We start from the raw sequence: 15,564 nt of genomic DNA, 5'->3' as shown, positions 1-15,564 counted from the left end.
GTTCGAAGCAGCTCTTATTTGTTTCATTACTATTCAGGGAGCTGTTACATTAGAGACATCCGTGGTCTCCGCAGCAGCGTTCTTATATTTACGCAGGATGGATACTTCTACCCGGCGGTTCTTGGCCCGCCCGGCAGCCGTAGCATTGGTAGCGATGGGGTGGTATTCGCCAGAGCCGGTCGGGCTGAACTTCGTCGGGTCCAGGTTGGGATTGAGCAGTAGAATCTTCATGAACTCAAGGGCGCGATCTACGCTAAGATCCCAGTTCGAGGAGTACGTGCTGTTGGAGATCGGAACATTATCGGTATGCCCCTGCACCAATACTTCATAATCGGGAAATTGCTGCAGCATGTTAGAGATCGACTTGGCCAGCTGGCGGGATTCGTCCTTCACTATAGCCTGTCCCGAAGCGAACAGGGCATTGTCACTAATCGTAATCATCAGCTGGGACTGATTCAGCTTCGTGCTAAGCAAGTCAGTCATCCCGTTGTTCTTGATGTACTGGTCGAACTGCTTCTTCAGCTTCTCCAGATCCTCCTGCTCCTTGGCACGGAGCTTGGACAGATCGGAGGTGCCGGTGTTCTTGGCAATCACATTGTTCATTTTATCCTGCTTGCCCTGGTCCAGCTGGGTGCTGGTCGGGGAATCCGACCGGTACTCCAGGACGCCGCCGCCGCCGCTGAGCGCTGAATTAAAGGCTTCAGCCATTTGCTGGAACTTCACGGCGTCCGTAGCGCTCATGGCGTACATAACCAGGAACAGAGCAACAAGCAGGGTCATCAGATCAGAATAGGGAAGCAGCCAGGATTCATCGGCATGCTCTTCATGTTCCTCATGCCTAGTCTTTTTGCTCACTGGAAGCCCCCTCCTTCTCGCTCAGCTTGGCACGCTCGGACGGAGTCAGGAAGACGGACAGCTTCTGGTTAATGGCAATGGTAGACACCCCGGACTGAATGGAGAGCAGACCCTCGACCATCATCAGGCGGACTTCAATCTCGCGTTTGGATATCCGCTTCAGCTTGTTCGCCATAGGATGCCACATGACATAACCGGTGAATATCCCGAGCAGGGTTGCAATGAAGGCACCGGCAATCGCGTGGGCCAGGACGTCCATGTTACTCATATCCCCCAAGGCGGCGATCAGCCCGATAACAGCCCCGAGAACCCCTAGTGTAGGGGCATACATCCCGGCCTGGGAGAAGATCAAGGCTCCGGCTTTATGTCTGTCTTCAGTGGCATGAATATCTTCCATTAATACATCACGGACGAACTCCTGATCATTGCCGTCAATAATCATCCGCATGCCGTTACGGAGGAAGTTATCTTCAATTTCATCGACATTGGACTCCAGAGCGAGCAGCCCTTCGCGGCGGGTAATGGATGCCCATTCCATGAACATGGTAATCAGTTCGGGCTTACCGACCATCTTTTTCTTCGTAAACAGGATCTTCAACAGCTTAGGGAAATTCTTGACTTCCGACATCGGAAAGGCCATGAAGATAGAGGCAGCCGTGCCAAGAAAAATAATGACATAGGCAGCGGGGTTGTTCAAGCTTGCAAGCGGAGCATGCTTGAGTATCATCCCCCAGATTACTGCGATCAGACCAAACACCAGGCCTAGAATTGTTGAGATTTCCATTTATGCACCTCGTCCATGAGAATTAAGAAGTGATCGACTAACCGCTAATTCGTCCTTGAACCGCGGGAGAACACTCTGTTCGTAACCAAATCACGTATATTCTTCTTTATCGACATCATTCCCTTTTTTGTGAAGTGATTTTTTCGGCTATAATAGATAAGGTAGGTTATTATTCATCAGCGAAGAAAACGGAGTGATTGATGTGGGAGTTAAGCATGGCAGGGATTACGGTGAAATTCTGGTTGAACTGACAGGAGCCGTTGGACGGATTGCAGACGGGTACATTTTTTTTGAAATGGAGCCTGAAGAGTGGACGAATCTGCCGGAGGAATCGAGGCAGGAGGTCTGGGAGGCGCTTGCGGAAGACCTGTTCTACGCGCTGGGCAACGAGCCGGTCATTCAGGTGGGCAGCGGAGTTGTGATGTACGATAAAGAAACACACCGCATTAATATTCTGCTGGGTGATGAGGATCTGGCTTCGGTCGTTCTTGTATAAAGCAGGGGGAAAATGCGGCAGCGGGTTTGTCCCGGGCATCCGGCCATGTTAAAATTGGAAGTGGAGTACTAATTTCCGGGATGTCAGAATACATTTAATCAAAAATCTTTGGCCTGGCACATCCCTTGGACTTTCAGAAGCTGAGGGATGTTTTATTTGAAGAAGAAGAGCAGGCTGAAGGAACCGTTAACTTAGCAAGGGAGGAAACGAATTGCAATTAACTGAGGAACAACTGCAGGAGCAGATCGGCAAGCTTGAGGGCTGGAAGCTGGAGAGGGATAGGCTGGTGCGCAAATATATGTTCAGTGAATATATGAAGGGAATTGCCTTTGTGGATGAGGTAGCGGCAATTTCGGAGGCCTTTGACCATCACCCGCATATCACCATTGATTACAAGACGGTTGTTCTGCGGCTGGCTGCAGATGTGGAGAAGCTTGATCTCCGCCAGGCGCATGAATTTAATGAGGCATTCGAGAAGACCCGCTAGAGGACAAGGCCCCTATGGAGACAACAGGAATATCTGATCAATAGAAAATGCCCGTGCAAGGATCATTCGTTATCCTCGTCACGGGCATTATACATTTAGAATAAGGAGCATGGTGTGAGTACAGGTTGCGGATTATTTCTTCTCGGCCAGCCATAGGGCTACATTCGCAATCTCTTCAGGGGCCAGCCTGTCTTTGAAGGGGGGCATCTGTCCGCGGCCCTTGGTGACTATGCTGTAGATCTGAGCTGCGTCATGCGAAGCGCCTTCCTGCTGCAGGCTGGGCCCCGCCCCGCCCTGAAGCTGGTCACCGTGGCAGGAGATACAATTGGCCTTCACTGTGGCTTCTGCGCCCGCAGCGTCCAGCACAACCTCCGGCATGGTCGGTTTGTTCTGTTCCGCCACCTCGGATTTCCCGGGTAAGGTAAACATTAAGATTACTGCAAAGGCACAGGCGGCAAAAAACAAACCGCTCATGATCCATTTCTGCATCTGCATCCGTCCCTCCATGTAAGCTGCTGACTCCATTATAGCGGATGGTGAAGCGTTATCATAGTATGTGTGTCAAAAAAATGAACACAAATGATCCATTTTTTTGAAAACACCTCATTCTCCGGTGCTATTCCTCATAGACCATGCAATAAAAAGGCTTATTGCCCGTCGGGGTACGGCGCTCATAGGTATCTGTTATGGTGAACCCGCATTTCTGATAGGCGCGGATGGCGCGCTGGTTCCAGGTCAGCACCTCCAGATCGATCTCGCGTTCCGGGTAACGGGCCTGTGCTGCCTGCACAATAGCCTTCATGAACAGATGCCCCATTCCATGACCGCACAGATCGGGCCGCATTCCGACTCCAAGCCGGACTACCCCCTCCATCGGAAAGAGCTGGGCGAAGCCGCACAGAACGCCCTGTCCGTTCACTACCGACACATATTGCTCGCTGCGCAGCTGCGGGTCTCCGAACTCCACGCCCAGCGCCTGCATCTGCTCCCAGGACATCCAGCCGTAAATATTATACGGAGGCTTGTAGCTCCACTCACAGATCTCAGCGGCATGCTGCGGCTCCATAGGCACCACGTAAAAGGTTAGCGGGGAGCTAATCATTAGGGGAGGCCTCCTTCCAGGGGAATTCAATTTATTCTTATCATTCTTTATATTAATTATATACAAAAACAGCGAGTTTCGACGCACATTCCTTGCGGAAATACAGAAACTTGACAAACGCCAAAATATATTTTCCGAAAGTGCAGAATCGGTGTTTTACAAATATAGAGACGGGTAAGTAATTTTATAGACAAAAAAAGCCCTTCTCCAAGATTTCGGCAAAAATCTCGGAAAAGAGCGTTAGGTTACAAAGGATTATTGTACATCATCGTTGTCTTGGGAATCCGAAGCTACAGTCTTGTAGGCATCTGTACTCATGATTCGCTTGGCGCCAACGTAGCGGTTGACGTAATAACTGTCACTCAGCGAACTGATGGTTACACCACGTGAGGAAGAGGCATGGGCGAATTCGCCGTCACCAACATAAATACCGACATGGGATACGCCCTTACCGCTTGTATTGAAGAATACAAGATCGCCCGGTCTCATCTCGTCACGGGATACAGCAGAGCCCATCTGATATTGGGAGCCGGATTGATGGGGCAGGTTAATGCCGATCTTATCAAAAACATACATTGTAAATCCGGAGCAATCAAACCCGTTAGTTGATGTACCGCCGGACACGTATTTGGTTCCGATGGCTTTGTCGATCACTTTATCCATTTTGGAATCCGCGAAAGCGCTTCCTGCTCCGATGGTGAAGATAATGGACAAGCTTAGTACTGCGGCTGCTAGCTTCTTCTTCAAAAGTAAATACCCCTTCCAATGCCTACGAGGTTAGCTTAAGGGTTCGGTTGAAGGTCCCCTATGACCCCTCTTAGAATAGGAGGTCAATTCACCCAAAGTGGTTCCCCCGTTTCCCTAATTCATTAGGGAACTCGGCACGACTGTTGATTAGGATTAGCGGTTCATTCAATACATGACAAAACCTTTGTTAAAAGCGATTCAATAATTACAAAAATGTTACTAAAAGATCACTGCGATAATTGTAACAAAGACTAAGGCGCTTGGCAATCACTTATAACATATTAATGCATCTTTTTTGCTGTTTTTTAGAGTTATAGCCCTTTCGAAAGACTCATATCTATGCGCAGGGGTTAATTTATATGATAATTTCTTTATTTTTGCAAGAAAATGCTGTTTCAAGGCGGCGGATTCGGTGTAAAAGGTAGAATAAGGAAAAGGAAAAACCCGGAAATGATTACGGCAATAATCATCCCGGGCTCGTATAAGTTACATTTAGTTGTTAGAGGCTGAAATATTCGGGGTATGCTTCAAGGGTTCAATCGTAAGCGACAGCTTGGTAGGCTGTTGTGCTCATTACTCGTTTGGCGCCAACGTAGCGGTTGGCCCAGTAGGACTGGCTCATCGAACTGATGGTTACACCACGTGAACTTGAGGACTGTGCGAACTTCCCGTTTCCAACATAAATACCGACATGTGACACTCCGTTACCCAGAGTATTGAAGAACACGAGATCACCTGAACGCAGATTGCTCTTGGATACACTTGTTCCAACTTTGTACTGTGCTTTGGAGGTGCGGGGCAAGGTAAGCCCGACATTCTTGAACACATACTTGGTAAATCCGGAACAGTCGAAGCCGCTGGTGGTTGTGCCCCCGGTTTTATACGACGTTCCAATGGTTTTTGAAATCACAGTATCCATTTTGGAATCTGCGAAGGCACTGCCCGCTCCGAGTGTGAATACCATCACAAGACCCAGCGCTGCTGCGGTGCATTTTTTCTTGAAATTCTGACTAATCAAAAGATGTACTCCTTCCAGGGCCTGCGAGGTTAGCTTAAGGATTCGGTAGAAGGTTCCCCTATGACCCCTCTAAAGCGAGATCAATTCACCCAAAATATGGTTCCCCCACTTCCCGGTGCAGGGAATTCGGCGTTTTGTGCACCAGAACAGTGACTTATCGGCATAGCTTAAATTGCAATAGTTACGGAAGATTTTGCTTGAAAGATTACAACTTTGTTACTACTGGTACAGCCATCATTGTATCAGAGGATTTAGCCTTTTGCAAATGCTTTTGTCCTCCGTTCAAGCAAAAAAGAGTCCTGCTCCCGGATAGAGGGGCTGTGACTCTCTTTAGTATGCCGCTTCAGCAGCTTATTATTGTGGAAATGATTTACTGGACCAGAGGTGGTACTGGGCAGCGATCCCCCACATATTGAACAGCGTGGAGGGCAGCGGAGCTGCCTGGCGGAGCATAAGGGCCGGCAAACCGGGATAGAACAGAGCAGAGGCGCTGCAGAGCAGAATGACGGCCAGGCTTCCCGCCCCCAGAACGATGGATATACCAATGGAAGGCAGCAGCACCTTCAGGCAGATCAGCAGCGAGGAGAACATACCGGTACCTGCGGTATAGCCGAACTGCATATAGAGCAGAAGCTTCCGGACAAGGAAGAGATAGAGCAGCCAGCCCAGTACATAAGGCACCAGCTTGAGCAGGAGCTGTACATCGAGAACGCCGCTGAGCAGATGACGGTACATACGCGGAAGCAGCCAATAGAGCGGCAGGAGGGTTAGCGCCCATTCAACGAGGCTGAACACCAGCACCGGCAGCCCATATTTTCTCATTCCGGGAAAAAAGAACAGTCCCCGCGCTCCGGCGCGCTCCTGGTGAAGCTCGTGCAGCAGCCCTGCACGGATAAAGGGAGTCACCAGCAGCCTTAGCACTGTCAGCGCAAGCAGCATCCACAGCCAGTGCTGGACGGCGGGGTCGGTGCGCAGCGCGGTCTGCCCCTCGATATAATACAGCAGCCTGCCTATTCCGCTGCCGCCGGCGTTCGCATCCGGGTAGCGGAGCAGGACGGGGACAACCGCGCTTTTAATGAATTTGTACAGGAAATATCCCCAGAACAGCCGGTAGATAAATAGCAGGATCAATATATAGAACTGCTCTTTCATGCTGATCCAACCGCGGGCAATTGAGCTTTTCACCATTCCTTCACCTCACCAGACAAGAGTTCCGAGCAGGGTTTCAAGCAGAGTTGATGCACTAAGCGTCCAGCGGGAGAGTGTACGCGGCTCAAGCTCCGCCATTCTGAAATTATTAAGATGCCTGCTCTCCAGCAGAATGGAATGCCCCGGATCGATCTCTGCGGAGACCAGCGGCGCTTTATACGTTAATTCAAAGGAGGTAGCCTTACCCTCGCCATTCCAGTATTGCTGCACCGTGTACCCGTCTGCGAAGGTGAATTTCACGGGAACATCGGGGTACAGGCTGCCCTTATTGCTTACATCGACCACAGCGCTATAGCGGCTCCCCCCGCTGTCGCTGTTGTCCTGTTTAACCGTAAGCCTGATATCGTCAACTGCGAAGTCGGGTGCCCCCCCGCTATAGACATACCGCTCAAAATACGTCTGCCAGGATTGCTTGGTCACTTTCTCCACAACCTTCTGGAAGTCGGCGGTGGTTGGATGCTGGAAGCGGTATTTGCGGGCATAGGCGGCGAGGATGGCGTCCATATTCTTGGTCCCGGCGATGCGTTCGATATCCTTCAGCACCAGCTTGCCCCGGATGTATACATTGCGCGTGTAGGCATCATCTCCGGTGTATTTCCAGGTCTCCAGCTTAAGCGGCTGTGAAGAGGAGACCAGGCTGGACTGCAGCGGGAGGCTGGAGACCACACCGTATTCCTGTTCCATCAGCCGGTCTTCGGCATAAGAGGTGAAGCTCTCATCCAGCCAGGCTTCTTCGAATTCATTGCTGGCCACCAGGCCGTAGAAATATTGGTGCCCGATCTCGTGGATGATCGTGCGCTCCAGGGAGGTGCCCGGTGAAGTGTCCGTGGCACCGAAGGCGGTAATCAGGGTCGGATACTCCATGCCTCCGGCCCCGTTGCCGGACTCCGGCGGGACAACAATTGATAAGGTGGAGTAGGGATAAGGGCCATACCACTTGCTGAATGCCATCAGTGCAGCCTCAGCCGCCTGGAAGTAACGCTCCTGGAGATGCTTATGCAGCGGGTCCAGATAGAGCTTAATCTTCACCCCGGGCACCTGCGGCGCGGAGAAGGCCTTCTCGGCAACCACGAAATCAGGCGAGGCCGCCCAGGCGAAGTCGTGGACGTCATCTGCATAGAACTGATAGATCTTGCGCCCCTTGACAACCTTGGCGTCTCTCACCGGAAACCCGGTTGCGGCGACCTTATACTCGGGCGGGACAGAAATCGATACATTGTAAATTCCAAAATCACTGTAGAACTCGGAGTTGCCGTGATATTGATGCAGGTTCCAGCCTTCTTCCTTCAGTCCTCTTCTGCCGGCAGGCTCATAGACGCTAATCTTCGGAAACCACTGTCCGGCCATCACGAAGTCGTCAGCGGTTCCCATCCGGGCGAAAATTTTCGGCAGCTTGACCTCGAATTTAAGCCGTACCGTAACGCTCTCACCGCCGTTCACCGGCTGCGGCAGATGGACCTTGAGCAGTGTTCTGTCATTGACATTGCCGTCGTCCGGCTGCACATATTGGGTGCGCTGCATCAGCGAAATGCCCTCGGAGGTCCGCAAATCTGTCAGGGTAATGCTCCCGTAACCCCCTGCAGGCATGGTATCACCGCGAAGCGTGCCCCCGGATTCCTTCATGAAGGTGGTGCCGGCGGATGAGAATGCATTGGGATACAGATGAAAGTAGAGCTCCTGGACCGGCTTTGCGCCCGGATGGGTCCAGGTCAGCGTCTCGGAGGCGACCAGGGTCTCCGCACCCGGCAGGAGCTCCACATCCATGTGATATTCAACCACGCGCTGGCTTAAAGCCTCTGTCTCCGATGTGTAGATCGTATCTGAAAGATCGGACTGCACGGGCTGCTGACGGGGGATAATGGCGGGGGACTTGGCCTCTTTTGGAACAGAGGCAGTCCATACGGCAGGGCTATGCCCTGACAGAAACCATATTCCGCCTCCAAGCAAGGTGAGGACAGCCAGGACTGCGAAGATGAGGGTATACCTTAATGAATGTGGCTTCATACTATGATTCCTCCCGTGACAAGCATCTACGGGATGTATATGTTTGCAATCGCCGCATTATTAGCTAAAATTAAATAATTAGTGAATGGAAAGGATGTGCACATGTGGATAACGTACAACCGGAGGGCAAAAAACAAATTGCCTTGAATATTGTGAACGCCAGAGCCAAGCATAAGGGCTTCGGTGCAGGCTCGATTGATCTGAACAATGTATCGCCTGTCATTATTGATCAGGGTATCGCCGTTATCGATATCGGTGCCATGCATGCCAAGAGCAAAGTGGAGAAGGGAATCAAGTTCTCTATGAACCGTGAGGATGTTCCGGCGGGAAGACAGGTATGGGTCGTATGGGTGGCTGTGGACCGTACCCCGGAGGGACAGTTCTACGGCGGGATTACCGCCTGTGAGATGTGGATTGACACCGAAGCGCGCCGCGGCTGGAAGATTCTTGCGGATCATGTCAATAAGCTGGATGCGGCCTTGAAGCGCAAGCTTATTCTGGATGGACTTGGAAGCACTGAGCGGGCAGCGCTGAAATCACTGCTGATGGCCCATAATGAAGAGTGGTGGGCCGCTTCGCCTGAGGAGCTGAAAGCTGCGCTATCGGAATAGAAGATCAGGTTATATGCTTCGCCCAAAAATTAAGGCTTGGCCCCGTCGGGGCCAAGCCTTATCTGATGTCTAAGCAGGGATGAATGGATAACGGTTACTGCGGATCTGTTCTGCCGGGAGTGTTCAGCTTGCGCTTGAGTTGGCTGACTCTGGCTTGGCTGATGCCGAGAACCTCGGCAAGCTCCTTCTGGTTGGCATAGGGATGATCTTCGATCGCTTTCATAAGACGCAGACTCATTTCTTCGGTCTTGCTTCTCCGGCCCCCGCGGGCTGGCTCGGGATGCTCTTCTGCTGAACTTGGGGAGACATGGATGGGTTCTGATCCGCGGTCGGGGTCACTAAGCTCCTTCAGACAGGTGTTGCAAATGAACTGATCCTTATAGTAGGTCACATGATCAAGACTTCTGCAAAAAGTGCATTCTGTGGAGGTGTACTTTCGGAGGACGATGATATCCTCATCCAGTATAAAAAATTCGATAGGATCCCCAATGTCAATATTACGTGTCATGCGGATTTCTACGGGAACCACAATTCTTCCGAGACTGTCCAAGCTTCGGATCATGCCTGTATCTTTCATCCCATGTCCCTCATTTACATCTTTATATTTTTTGTAGATATATATGATTATAACAGTAATTGTAAGCTAAGAGAACGGGGGAAGCGTATACAAATTGGGCTATTTATTGTCATTTTATGGGAGGTTTTATCATTTTATGGCGTTTTAAAATGAAGAGGACAAGATCACACAAAAAACCTCTCCGCCTGGAAAGTCCAAGGGAGAGGCTGATTAGGGTTCTCTTATTAATACCCAATATACCACAGCCGAAACAGCGCTATAGGCCTTTAGGCCAGCCTGTGGGGCTGCGCCTGCGGATCGCTGACCGATACATAAGGATTGCCCCGGAGATAGAAGCGCCAGGGGAGCCCGGCATACTCTCCCGCATAAGGAATATTGATGCGCGGGGCCTGGACAATATCCAGGAACGCCGGCTCTTCCCCCTGCTCGATGCTCAGCGGGCCTTCCGGCAGATCGAATCTGGAATGGTTAAGGCTCTTGTCAATCCGCAGCGCCCGGCACAGCTTGCCCGGCCCGCCGGAGAGGTCCGAGGGCTTCCTCACGGCAACTCCCCTGTATGCCGTCATAAGCTCGGCATCCCTCTCCGTAAGCGGCTCTACTGCCCGGATCAGAACGGCATGAGGCTCGTCCTGTGCAGCAGTTACGACATTCAGGCAATGGTACATGCCGTAGATCAGGTATATATACACTGCGCCTCCGGCGCTGAACATGACCTCTGTACGGGCGGTCCGGCGGCTGCCATACGCATGGCTGCCTTTATCCTCAGCGCCTCCATAGCTCTCTGTCTCCACAATACGGCAGCGGATGTCCCCGTCTTCTGTGCGGCGGACCAGATGCTGGCCAAGAAGGCGCGGCGCTGCTTCAACTGCCGCGAGCTTATAGAGCTCAGGCTGCAGCAGCTGTGGCGCGTCCGGCTCAAGGCTGCCGGAATGATTCGGCTTCATGAATGGATGACACACCTTCCTGCGGCGGAGTTAGGCGGGCGTACGCCTCTGCCAGTCTCCCCATCGTAACGCAGACAGCGGGGAGCGGCAATCCCCGGTTAGTTAGTTCATCCACCAGCGCTTGATATTGTTCCATAGGGAATGATCTTCCTTGACCGGATCGGCTGGAGCGGAAGGATCGGTGCTTCCGGAAGCACCGGGTTCACCGGAGCTATGCTGGTCACAATATCCGGTTGGCTCTGTGCCGCTGATGAAGGTCTCCAGCTTTTTCTCCGGACAGTCTGCTGTAGCCAGCATGCCGGACAGCGGATCGACATATACGCTGACTACGCCATCGGGAATGGGGAAAATCTTCGGCGGCACATTCTCCAGTGCTTTTTCCGTGAATCCGGCGAAGATAGGTGCTGCCCGTCTGCCGTCGGTGGTCGCAATATCGCGGCCCTTATCGTATCCGACCCAGACGGCGGTTGAGAGCTCAGGCGTGAAGCCGACCATCCATCCGTCGGTATCTGTGGTGCCGGTCTTGCCGGCAACCGGACGCTTGATCATCGAGGCCACCCGGTTCCCGGTGCCTCCGCTCTCGAAGACCCCCTCCATCAGCCGGGTTAACACATAAGCCGCTGCCGGCTCAACCACGGGCTGACCCTCTGGCTGCGGAGCTTCATATAGAAGATGTCCGCCCGCATCCGTGATCTTCAGGACCGCAGTGACCGGCTGCTTCACTCCGCCACTGGCAATCACTGCGAAGGCTGAGGCCATCTCCAGCGGGCTGACAGGCGAGGTTCCCAGCGCCAGCGAAGGAACGCTCTGCAGCGGGCTGTTAATCCCCATGGCGGCCGCCATAGCGGCGACCTTATCTGCCCCGATCTTCATAATAGTATTCACTGCATAGATATTGTCGGACGCGGCAATGGCCTGCCGCATATTAATCTCTCCCAGATATTTATCCCCGAAATTCCGGGGCTGGTACGTCTTGCGGTTGTTATCATAATGGAACAGCGTCGGCTGGCTGTTGAAGACGGACAAGCCGGTCATTTCTTTGGTCGACAGCGCCGCCAAATACATAATCGGCTTAAAGGAAGAGCCGGGCTGGCGCGTCTTCGCCAGCGCATGGTTGAAGGAGCTGGTCCGGTAATTCGTGCCCCCGACCATAGCCTTCACATAGCCGGTGCGGGGATCAACGGAGACCAGGGCCGTCTCCAGCTCGCTGCTGTGGTCCATCCCCTGATCCACCGCCGCTTCCGCAGCCTGCTGCATATCCGGGTCAAGCGTTGTATAGACATTCAGCCCGCCCCGGTCCAGCTCGTCACTGCTGATATGCAGGCTGTCGATCACAAGACTGCGCACATAATCGCGGAAATAGGGTGCAGCCACCGTGGTATCCTTTTGACCCTGAGGACTCAGCTTCAGCTGCTCCTTAGCAGCCTCCTGTGCCTGCGACTCGGTAATATCCCCCGTATCAACCATGGCGGCCAGGATAATGCCTTGACGCTTCAAGGCGCTGTCCAGATGATTATAAGGAGAATAATAGGTGGGTCCCTTGGGCACTCCGGCAAGCAGGGCGCTCTCCGCCAGATCCAGATCTGCGGCAGCTTTACCGAAATACATCCGGGCCGCAGCCTCGATTCCGTAAGCCCCGTGTCCGTAGTAGATTTCATTTAAATACATATTCAGAATTTCATCCTTAGAATATTTCATTTCCAGCTGCAGAGTATATAGCGCTTCCTTGGCCTTGCGGGTCCAGGTCTTCTCATGGGTCAGGTACAGATTGCGGGCGAGCTGCTGGGTTAAGGTGCTGGCCCCTTGCGTGCGTCTGCCCGCCTCCAGATTGGCGAGTACCGCTCTCCCCATACCTTTCAGATCAAAGCCGATATGATTATAGAATTTCCGGTCCTCCACAGCCAGCGTGGCCTTGATGAGCAGCGGGGAGATCCGGTTAAGCTCAACAGGCTCGCGGCTGCGGCCGTCTGTAGTGAAGGTGGTCATCACATTGCCCCTGGCGTCAAGCAGTCTGGAGCGGACATCATCCCCGAGCGGGGGGAGCGGCTTCTGATATAGGTATCCAAGCAGAGCGCCGGCTGCCAGCAGGAACAGCAGGGCGGAGACGGCCAGCAGCCGAAAGAGCAGGCGGAAGCGGCGTTTGCGGACTTTGGGTGTGGCAGAATCGCGCGTCATGGTATCAGGCTCCTTCGAATTCAAGCAGTAACACAGGCTGGCCCCATGAGGGCTGCCGCGGCTTGTATTCCTCATTATGGGAAAGGATGAGAGGAGATATTCACCATTATCAGAGAAAGCGGAACTTGCCCGACCCGGCGGGATACCGGGGAGTATGCGCCCGCTGCGACTTGTGTGATTTTGTGAACGGTTATGGTAAAATTTTAGATACTTATGAAAATGCATGTAACTATCATGCCCGGGAGGACTGCCGCCATGGCTTTTCGCGTATCTGCTGTACAATATCATCTGCACACCATCTCTTCCTTCGGGGAGTTTGCTGCCGAGTGTGAGCACTATATCAAGACGGCCGGAGAGTACGGGGCCGAATTTATCCTCTTCCCTGAATTTCTTACGACACAGCTGATGTCGATTGGAGGCGAGGACGGGGAGGCGCTGGGGATAGAGGATCTGCCGCAGTTCACAGACCGTTACCTGGAGATGTTCTCCGGGTACGCGGGGAAGTATGCGGTACATATTATTGGGGGGACCCATGTGCTGCGGCGCGGCGGCAAGCTGTATAATGTGGCCCATCTGTTTTATCCGGACGGAAGAATTGCCGAGCAGGCCAAGCTGCATATTACCCCTGCTGAGGTAGAGGGCTGGAATATGGGGGCGGGTGAGGAGCTTCAGGTATTCCAGACAGACCATGGAACCATTGCCATGCTGACCTGCTATGACATTGAATTCCCTGAGATTGTGCGCATGGCCCGGGCCAAGGGTGCAGATGTGATCTTCTGCCCGTCCTGCACGGATGACCGCCACGGCTTCCACCGGGTACGGTATACAAGCCACGCGCGGGCTATCGAGAATCAAGTCTACGTGGTGCTGACCGGCACCGTAGGCTCACTGCCTACGGTTGATCTGATGCGGGCCAACTTCGGCCAGGCGGCGATTATCACACCCAATGATATTCCGTTCCCTCCGCAGGGTCTGCTGGCCGAAGGAGAGATCAACAACGATATGATCATCACCGCCGATCTGGATCTGGAGCTGCTGTACCGCGTCCGGGAACACGGGTCTGTAACTACGTGGCGTGACCGCCGCACCGATCTGTACACCGACTGGACGTAAGGGGGAGACTAACGGATGTATTATAAGAAGTTCTACGCTCTGGACGGCAAGACGCCGGTGCCTGCGGTAATCCGTTCCTATACGGAAGCTGACTTCACCGAGCTGATCACGATTCAGTCCGAGGCGTTCCCGCCGCCTTATCCTGCGGAGCTGTGGTGGAACCGGGAGCAGCTGCTGAATCACGTGACACTTTTTCCGGAAGGGGCCTTATGTGTAGAGGTGGCCGGGGAGCTGGCCGGATCGGTTACCGGACTTCTGATGAATTTCGACCCGGAGGCGCAGGCGCATCATCATACGTGGTCAGAGGTTACGGCAGACGGTTATCTCACTACGCATCAGCCGGGCGGGAACACACTGTATATCGCGGATTTGTGTGTCCGTCCCGGGTACCGCAAGCTGGGTCTGGGCAAGGAGCTGGTCCAGTCGTTATACCATGTGGTCGTGCAGCAGAAGCTGGAGCGGCTGCTGGGAGCGGGCCGGATGCCGGGCTATCACCGGGTGGCCGGGCAGATGACAGCGGAAGAGTATCTGGCCGGGGTTATCGCCGGAAGCTGGTCTGATCCGGTGATTACTTTTCTGCTGCGGTGCGGCCGGTCTCCGGTTCGTGTGGTCGCGGGTTATCTGGAGGACGAGGAATCAGGGAATTACGCAGCGCTGATGGAATGGCGGAATCCTTTTCAATAAATGAATACAGCCTATCGCTTGGAGGAGATCCCTTGACTATGGAATATAGAAGAATTACAGATATTGCCGACCCGTTGTTCAGAGAGGTGCATCAGCTGTTGTCGGATGTATTTCCGCCTGAGGAAGTGCTGGAATACAGTTTGTGGAAGGAGCCGCTTGCCGATCCTGGAATACGCGTGTTCGCTGCGGTGCATGAAGGGAAGGTTGTAGGCACTACGGAATACCGTTACTATGCCGACTGGAATGTAGCGATGACTGATTTCACCATCATTGGCCGGGAAGGGCTGGGCATTGGCCGTTTTCTGGCGCGTCAACGCTTGAAGGACCTGGAGAAGCTGGCGGCTGAGAATCACACGGAGCTGCTGGGGATGTTCGCTGAGATCTATGATCCGTACCGTGTGGGGTATGATTTTGGCGGAATTAAGCCGATGGACCCGTACGTCCGCCGTGAAGTTCTGTCGCATTTGGGCTATAAAAGGATAGATATTCCCTACGTCCACCCTTCCTGGCAGGGAGATGGCGAGGCGGTGTCCGGTCTGGACCTCTGCTTCATGCCCGGAGATGAGGAGCAGGAGAGCATCGCGGCGCCGCTGGTGGCCGATTTCCTGACCCGTTATTACGCCGTGCTGGAGGGCAAGCCGGAAGCCTGGACATCGATGATCAGCCAGCTTCGCAGCAGGGAGCGTGTGGCGTTATTGCCGCTGTGAGGGCCAGGGCAGATGAAAAAGCGATTGAAATGCCCTCCTGATCTGGATATA

The 15,564-nt window shown here is 53.2% G+C and carries 18 protein-coding genes and 2 riboswitches; of the genes, 6 read left to right on the top strand and 12 right to left on the bottom strand.

The genetic code is table 11. The features are described from left to right. Window positions 1-33: 33 nt before the first annotated feature. Window positions 34-855 carry a flagellar motor protein MotB gene (motB, locus tag MKY96_RS28380; RefSeq protein ID WP_340945700.1) on the bottom strand — a complete coding sequence of 274 codons (822 nt, stop codon included), beginning with the start codon at window positions 853-855 and terminating at the stop codon, window positions 34-36. Continuing rightward, a complete protein-coding gene (motA, locus tag MKY96_RS28375; RefSeq protein ID WP_036724422.1) occupies window positions 839-1,639 on the bottom strand; it encodes a flagellar motor stator protein MotA in 801 nt (266 codons plus the stop codon). The genes motB and motA overlap by 17 nt, the downstream gene beginning before the upstream one ends. 202 nt (window positions 1,640-1,841) lie before the next feature. On the opposite strand from motA, the gene MKY96_RS28370 reads away from it, so the two are divergent. Together MKY96_RS28370 and MKY96_RS28365 are read left to right on the top strand one after the other, a co-directional pair. After that, window positions 1,842-2,135 (top strand): hypothetical protein, encoded by a 294-nt coding sequence (locus MKY96_RS28370; RefSeq protein ID WP_036698940.1) that lies wholly within the window; start codon window positions 1,842-1,844, stop codon window positions 2,133-2,135. Window positions 2,136-2,346: 211 nt separating this feature from the next. Continuing rightward, complete coding sequence (locus MKY96_RS28365) at window positions 2,347-2,622, top strand: 4a-hydroxytetrahydrobiopterin dehydratase (RefSeq protein ID WP_036698917.1); 276 nt, start codon at window positions 2,347-2,349, stop codon at window positions 2,620-2,622. Between the two features lie 132 nt (window positions 2,623-2,754). Here MKY96_RS28365 and MKY96_RS28360 read toward each other — a convergent pair whose 3' ends face one another. From MKY96_RS28360 to MKY96_RS28335, 6 genes are all read right to left on the bottom strand, one after another. After that, complete coding sequence (locus tag MKY96_RS28360) at window positions 2,755-3,111, bottom strand: c-type cytochrome (protein ID WP_076084861.1); 357 nt, start codon at window positions 3,109-3,111, stop codon at window positions 2,755-2,757. 127 nt (window positions 3,112-3,238) lie between these two features. Continuing rightward, window positions 3,239-3,724, bottom strand: coding sequence for a GNAT family N-acetyltransferase (locus MKY96_RS28355; RefSeq protein WP_340945695.1), 486 nt, complete (start codon window positions 3,722-3,724; stop codon window positions 3,239-3,241). Between the two features lie 255 nt (window positions 3,725-3,979). Next, entirely contained in the window at window positions 3,980-4,471 is a 492-nt protein-coding gene (locus tag MKY96_RS28350; RefSeq protein WP_340945692.1) for a C40 family peptidase, read from the bottom strand. 4 nt (window positions 4,472-4,475) lie between these two features. After that, a riboswitch (cyclic di-AMP (ydaO/yuaA leader) is annotated at window positions 4,476-4,618 on the bottom strand. A 388-nt stretch (window positions 4,619-5,006) separates the two neighbouring features. Then, entirely contained in the window at window positions 5,007-5,435 is a 429-nt protein-coding gene (locus MKY96_RS28345; RefSeq protein WP_340946785.1) for a C40 family peptidase, read from the bottom strand. Window positions 5,436-5,492: 57 nt separating this feature from the next. Next, window positions 5,493-5,631: riboswitch (cyclic di-AMP (ydaO/yuaA leader) on the bottom strand. A 212-nt stretch (window positions 5,632-5,843) separates the two neighbouring features. Then, entirely contained in the window at window positions 5,844-6,677 is an 834-nt protein-coding gene (locus MKY96_RS28340) for a hypothetical protein (protein ID WP_340945690.1), read from the bottom strand. A gap of 9 nt (window positions 6,678-6,686) precedes the next feature. Next, on the bottom strand, window positions 6,687-8,702 hold the full coding sequence (locus MKY96_RS28335; RefSeq protein WP_340945688.1) for a M1 family aminopeptidase: 2,016 nt from the start codon (window positions 8,700-8,702) through the stop codon (window positions 6,687-6,689). 104 nt (window positions 8,703-8,806) lie between these two features. Between MKY96_RS28335 and MKY96_RS28330 the strand changes: the two genes are divergently transcribed. Next, window positions 8,807-9,313, top strand: coding sequence for a YwhD family protein (locus MKY96_RS28330; protein ID WP_340945686.1), 507 nt, complete (start codon window positions 8,807-8,809; stop codon window positions 9,311-9,313). 94 nt (window positions 9,314-9,407) lie between these two features. Here the strand turns inward: MKY96_RS28330 and MKY96_RS28325 are convergent, their stop codons facing one another. The 4 genes from MKY96_RS28325 to MKY96_RS28310 form a co-directional block, all read right to left on the bottom strand. Next, window positions 9,408-9,890 carry an AbrB/MazE/SpoVT family DNA-binding domain-containing protein gene (locus MKY96_RS28325; RefSeq protein ID WP_340945684.1) on the bottom strand — a complete coding sequence of 161 codons (483 nt, stop codon included), beginning with the start codon at window positions 9,888-9,890 and terminating at the stop codon, window positions 9,408-9,410. Window positions 9,891-10,156: 266 nt separating this feature from the next. Continuing rightward, window positions 10,157-10,834, bottom strand: a complete 678-nt coding sequence (locus MKY96_RS28320) for a DNA-3-methyladenine glycosylase (protein WP_340945681.1) — start codon at window positions 10,832-10,834, stop codon at window positions 10,157-10,159. Next, complete coding sequence (locus tag MKY96_RS28315; RefSeq protein WP_340945678.1) at window positions 10,806-10,970, bottom strand: hypothetical protein; 165 nt, start codon at window positions 10,968-10,970, stop codon at window positions 10,806-10,808. Before MKY96_RS28315 ends, MKY96_RS28320 begins: the two co-directional genes overlap by 29 nt. Beyond that, entirely contained in the window at window positions 10,937-13,009 is a 2,073-nt protein-coding gene (locus MKY96_RS28310) for a transglycosylase domain-containing protein (RefSeq protein ID WP_340945675.1), read from the bottom strand. The genes MKY96_RS28315 and MKY96_RS28310 overlap by 34 nt, the downstream gene beginning before the upstream one ends. 255 nt (window positions 13,010-13,264) lie before the next feature. On the opposite strand from MKY96_RS28310, the gene MKY96_RS28305 reads away from it, so the two are divergent. From MKY96_RS28305 to MKY96_RS28295, 3 genes are read left to right on the top strand one after another with little or no spacing between them, the layout of a single operon-like run. After that, window positions 13,265-14,122, top strand: a complete 858-nt coding sequence (locus tag MKY96_RS28305; RefSeq protein WP_340945672.1) for a carbon-nitrogen hydrolase family protein — start codon at window positions 13,265-13,267, stop codon at window positions 14,120-14,122. A 15-nt stretch (window positions 14,123-14,137) separates the two neighbouring features. Continuing rightward, on the top strand, window positions 14,138-14,806 hold the full coding sequence (locus MKY96_RS28300) for a GNAT family N-acetyltransferase (protein WP_340945670.1): 669 nt from the start codon (window positions 14,138-14,140) through the stop codon (window positions 14,804-14,806). 38 nt (window positions 14,807-14,844) lie between these two features. Further along, window positions 14,845-15,513, top strand: a complete 669-nt coding sequence (locus tag MKY96_RS28295; protein ID WP_340945668.1) for a GNAT family N-acetyltransferase — start codon at window positions 14,845-14,847, stop codon at window positions 15,511-15,513. Window positions 15,514-15,564 lie beyond the last annotated feature (51 nt).

The sequence above is a fragment of the Paenibacillus sp. FSL R7-0302 genome, assembly GCF_038006885.1.
Taxonomy (GTDB): Bacteria; Bacillota; Bacilli; order Paenibacillales; family Paenibacillaceae; genus Paenibacillus_AQ.
This window is presented reverse-complemented; position numbering and strand designations above follow the sequence as displayed.

Bases quoted from the DNA above. Each gene is read 5' to 3' on its own strand.
- motA (WP_036724422.1), bottom strand. From the start codon at position 1,639: ATGGAAATCTCAACAATTCTAGGCCTGGTGTTTGGTCTGATCGCAGTA.
- MKY96_RS28360 (WP_076084861.1), bottom strand. From the start codon at position 3,111: ATGCAGAAATGGATCATGAGCGGTTTGTTTTTTGCCGCCTGTGCCTTT.
- MKY96_RS28355 (WP_340945695.1), bottom strand. From the start codon at position 3,724: ATGATTAGCTCCCCGCTAACCTTTTACGTGGTGCCTATGGAGCCGCAG.
- MKY96_RS28345 (WP_340946785.1), bottom strand. From the start codon at position 5,435: ATGGTATTCACACTCGGAGCGGGCAGTGCCTTCGCAGATTCCAAAATG.
- MKY96_RS28340 (WP_340945690.1), bottom strand. From the start codon at position 6,677: ATGGTGAAAAGCTCAATTGCCCGCGGTTGGATCAGCATGAAAGAGCAG.
- MKY96_RS28335 (WP_340945688.1), bottom strand. From the start codon at position 8,702: ATGAAGCCACATTCATTAAGGTATACCCTCATCTTCGCAGTCCTGGCT.
- MKY96_RS28325 (WP_340945684.1), bottom strand. From the start codon at position 9,890: ATGAAAGATACAGGCATGATCCGAAGCTTGGACAGTCTCGGAAGAATT.
- MKY96_RS28320 (WP_340945681.1), bottom strand. From the start codon at position 10,834: ATGAAGCCGAATCATTCCGGCAGCCTTGAGCCGGACGCGCCACAGCTG.
- MKY96_RS28315 (WP_340945678.1), bottom strand. From the start codon at position 10,970: ATGGAACAATATCAAGCGCTGGTGGATGAACTAACTAACCGGGGATTG.
- MKY96_RS28310 (WP_340945675.1), bottom strand. From the start codon at position 13,009: ATGACGCGCGATTCTGCCACACCCAAAGTCCGCAAACGCCGCTTCCGC.
- MKY96_RS28305 (WP_340945672.1), top strand. From the start codon at position 13,265: ATGGCTTTTCGCGTATCTGCTGTACAATATCATCTGCACACCATCTCT.
- MKY96_RS28300 (WP_340945670.1), top strand. From the start codon at position 14,138: ATGTATTATAAGAAGTTCTACGCTCTGGACGGCAAGACGCCGGTGCCT.
- MKY96_RS28295 (WP_340945668.1), top strand. From the start codon at position 14,845: ATGGAATATAGAAGAATTACAGATATTGCCGACCCGTTGTTCAGAGAG.